The organism is Pantoea sp. Cy-639, from assembly GCF_011752525.1.
Lineage (GTDB): Bacteria > Pseudomonadota > Gammaproteobacteria > Pseudomonadales > Pseudomonadaceae > Aquipseudomonas.
In genome coordinates, this window is the sequence record NZ_VWXI01000036.1 from 1 (window position 1) to 3,894 (window position 3,894).

Annotated in this window: 4 protein-coding genes and 1 pseudogene; all 5 read left to right on the forward strand. The window is 52.9% G+C overall.

Features of this window, described 5'->3' with window-relative positions; translation table 11 throughout:
- On the forward strand, positions 1-1,172 hold a 1,172-nt coding region (locus tag F3J43_RS23560), incomplete at its 5' end, for an RHS repeat-associated core domain-containing protein (RefSeq protein ID WP_205298069.1).
- Positions 1,162-1,641 carry a DUF4265 domain-containing protein gene (locus F3J43_RS23565; RefSeq protein WP_166892968.1) on the forward strand — a complete coding sequence of 160 codons (480 nt, stop codon included), beginning with the start codon at positions 1,162-1,164 and terminating at the stop codon, positions 1,639-1,641. The genes F3J43_RS23560 and F3J43_RS23565, both read left to right, overlap by 11 nt.
- A 136-nt stretch (positions 1,642-1,777) precedes the next feature.
- A protein-coding gene (locus tag F3J43_RS23570) for an IS5 family transposase (protein ID WP_286184996.1) occupies positions 1,778-2,760 on the forward strand; the annotation gives its coding sequence in 2 pieces (ribosomal slippage) (positions 1,778-2,138 and positions 2,138-2,760; 984 coding nt in all).
- Between the two features lie 151 nt (positions 2,761-2,911).
- Positions 2,912-3,274 carry a hypothetical protein gene (locus F3J43_RS23575; protein WP_166892971.1) on the forward strand — a complete coding sequence of 121 codons (363 nt, stop codon included), beginning with the start codon at positions 2,912-2,914 and terminating at the stop codon, positions 3,272-3,274.
- A gap of 130 nt (positions 3,275-3,404) precedes the next feature.
- Positions 3,405-3,894 (forward strand): annotated as a pseudogene (locus F3J43_RS23580) (hypothetical protein); the annotation flags it as partial.

Genomic DNA, 3,894 nt, shown 5'->3' on the forward strand with positions numbered 1-3,894 from the left:
GCAACCTGATCCACCGCCTGCACAACGGTGCCCATGCGCATTTCACCTGGGACCTGTTCGACCGGTTAGCCAGTTACAACGACGACAAGCTCAAGGTCGACTACAGCTATGACGCCCTGGGCCGTCGTTTGCACAAACATTCGGTGGCGCACTTCTGGGATCGCCCTGAAGCGGGCACTGGTTGGAACCAGATGCAGCGCGCCAAACGCCAACGTGAGTTGGAATGTGGCTTCACGCTGTTTGGCTGGGATGGCGACACCTTGGCGTGGGAAAGCTCGCCGCCGCGGGATGACGGCGATACTGGCCGAACCGTGCACTACTTGTACGAACCAGGCAGCTTCGTGCCGGTCGCTCAGGCGCTGCGCAACAGCCCGATCCGTTTGCACAAGCAGCCGGACTGGAGTCAGCGGGAGTACAACTTCGATCAGGATCCGTTGTGGCAGACAGAGATGAAGCCACAAGGCTTTGATGCCATTGCCTGGTATCACTGCGACCACCTTGGTACGCCAATAGAGCTCACTGACGAGCAGGGCAATCTCGCTTGGGCAGGGCAATACAAGGCGTGGGGTGAGGTAAGTGAAAAGCGCTCTGATTGGTCCCGTCAGCACGGAATGAGCAACCCTATCCGTTTCCAGGGTCAGTATCATGACCAAGAGACTGGGTTACACTACAACCGATATCGGTACTATGATCCCAAGACAGGGCGATTTGTAGCCCAAGACCCGATTCGATATTGGGGAGGACTAAACCTATTTTCCTACGCGGTAAACCCCGTTGAATGGGTTGACCCTCTTGGCTTGGCCAAGAAGCCTCCTTCAACTTTCGCAAAAACTGACGGACAAGGGGTTAGCCCACAGGTAATGGCGGAGAGTGTGGTAAATGGTGGCAATCGGACAGGACAGCAGAAAGTGCGCGATAGTCTGATCGATCAGGCTAATGAACATAATAATGGTGTGTATGTTTGCTGGAGATGCGGGCAAACGTCGACGAATCCAGATGACATGCATCTTGGGCATACCAACGTCCCGACCTCGAAAGGTGGGAATCTTGCGCCTTGCAACACTGCTCTCGAAGGTGCGGCTTGCAATTTGAGCGCGGGGAATAGCGGCTATGCTAAGCAAGGAATGTCATGCGTTGAGAGAGGAAGCTGTGGAGCACCTTATGGACGGTAAAGATAGAGTTTCTTTGATCAAAGTTTTCGTTTCGGATAGAGGTCCGGTTTACGAGGAGCTGCCAGCAATCAAGAAGGGGGATGATATTTATGAGCTTCTTTCTTCTCCTGGACTCGCGTTAAATTTAGCCAGAGGAGACTTGATCTCGATCAAAAACCTAAATTCCCCTGCGCTTGTTCTCAAAAGGGGAGGGAACTTCTGTATCAACATATATGCGGAGGGTCTTGAGTCTGGCAAGTTAAAGAAATTGGAGAAAGACGTAAATGATCTGCTATCTGGTACCCTTGACGGATTAAGGGGCGGTAATCTTGCGTTTAGTGTTCCGTCAAAAAGCGGGATCAGCAACATACAGGCGCTTTTTAATAAGTTCAAAGAAGAAACTGGTGTCGATTGGTATTACTCAAATATATATAAAAACTTTGAGAATCTTGATGATGACACGCTGTTGAATTGGTGGGTCGATGACTGATGCCCTTGTAGGCATTGAGATTAAAGTATCGTCTAGTTTATGCGTGCTAGGGATTCTCCGAACAAGTCAGCACAGGTCATCTGACCTGTGCTGAAATAGCCCTCCGTCCAACTGCCCTCTCCAAGCTCGCCATCCCATGAGCCAGATGAGCTTTTCCGATTTCGAGTACGCCGGTAAGCGCAAGCAAACCCGCCGCGAGCGTTTCCTGGCCGAGATGGAACAGGTGGTGCCGTGGAGCGGGTTGGTGGCGTTGATCGAGCCGCATTACCCAAAGGCTGGCGGTGGCCGCAAGCCGTATCCACTGGAAACCATGCTGCGCATTCACCTGTTGCAGAACTGGTTCTCGTTGAGTGATCCGGCCATGGAAGAGGCGCTGTACGAGATTACTTCGATGCGTCAGTTTGCTCGTCTGACGCTCAGCGCTCCGATCCCCGAAGACACGACGATCATGAACTTCCGGCACCTGCTGGAGAAGCATCAGTTGGCGCGGGCATTTTGGAAACCATCAACAATTACCTGCGAGACAAGGGCCTGTCGTTGCGCCAGGGCACCATCGTCGACGCCACTATCATCCACGCACCCAGTTCGACCAAAAACAAGGAAGGCAAACGCGATCCTGAAATGCACCAGACGAAGAAAGACAACCAGTACTTCTTCGGCATGAAAGCGCACATCGGAGCCGACGCAGAATCGGGCCTGGTGCATCATGTTCATGGCACCGCCGCCAACGTGGCTGACGTGATGGAAGTTGCCCATCTGTTGCACGGTGGCGAGAACGTTGTCTGTGCTGACGCCGGTTACACCGGCGTAGAGAAACGGCCTGAGCACGACGGTCGGCAAGTGATCTGGCAGATTGCAGCTCGTCGTAGCACGTACAAGCACTTGAGCAAACGCGGCGTGCTCTACAAAGCCAGATGCAAGATCGAGAGGGTCAAAGCGCAGGCGCGAGCGAAGGTCGAACATCCGTTTCGGGTGATCAAGCGTCAGTTCGGTTATGTGAAGACCCGCTTCCGCGGCCTGGCCAAGAATACGGCGCAATTGACCACACTGTTCGCGCTGTCGAATCTGTGGATGGTGCGCCGGCAATTATTGCCTGCTGCGGGAGAGATGCGCCCATGAGGGCAGAAAACCAAGGCTATGCCTTGGTTTTCCAATAATCAGCGGCTGAAAATCGGGATTTTCGGCATCTCCAAGTCGTCCATTTCCGGCTGGTGGGTAACTTGTTCGGAGAATCCTTAGGGCTGGCAAGGCGTTTACAAAGGAATAAAGTATGTTTGAAGATTATCTTGACAATCCAGAAACTTATCACCGTCTAGAAGCAAGGTTTCTAGAGATTTTTTTTGAAGAAGTCGCAAGGTGCGGGTTTAAGAAGGACGTTTTCAAATGCCCGCACTATAATGCCCGATTTGCCAATGGCACTCCATTTATGGATGCAAATCCAATATTTTCAGCCAGTCATCGAATTACAGGTAATATTATAAGAGTTGTAATCTGCGAAGGTGTCAGCGATTACTCGATAAATAAAAATAAAATTGATGATGGCGTGGAGTTATGCCTGATTATTAAGTTGTCCCACGTGAAGCGCACTAGGCGAGAAATTCACTCGTGGATAAAATCGCAACGTGCTGGATAGCCATTCTATTTCGGTACAAGTAATTATTTAATGGCTAGGACACAATAAATCTATAGGTGGCACGGACTCGCGCTGGAGTAGCTTTGAAGTCGGCGAACGCTTTGCTACCGGGTACTACAGCGCCGCCGGGATGCTGGCCGAGCGCATCGATGCCAATGAGCACACCCTGCGTTATCGCTGGGACAAGTTGGGTCGCCTGATCGGGCTGGAGAACGAGAACGAAAGCAAGGCGACGTTCCTCTACGATCCGGTTGGCCGTCTGTTGCAGGAGACCGGCTTCGACGGGTTGGTGACTCGTTACCAGTACGATCAGTACTCCGGACGCCTCGCGTCCACCCAGGTTGGCCAGCGCCGCATTGACCTGCGCTTCGACCGTATGAACCGCCTGGTCGAGCGAACTGCCCGCCTGGGCGATCAGAATCAAACCGAAACCTTCTCCTACGATGGCAACGGCAAGCTGATCCAGGCCATCAACGCCGCCAGCAAGCTGCAATGGTTCCATGATGAGGCGGGCAACCTGACCCGCGAGCATCAGCACTACCTCGCGACCGGTACACCGATGGTTGCCGTCTGGCAGCATGAGTACGACGCCCTCAACCAACGCATCTCGACCATTCGCC

Bases quoted from the DNA above. Each gene is read 5' to 3' on its own strand.
- F3J43_RS23565 (WP_166892968.1), top strand. From the start codon at position 1,162: ATGGACGGTAAAGATAGAGTTTCTTTGATCAAAGTTTTCGTTTCGGAT.
- F3J43_RS23575 (WP_166892971.1), top strand. From the start codon at position 2,912: ATGTTTGAAGATTATCTTGACAATCCAGAAACTTATCACCGTCTAGAA.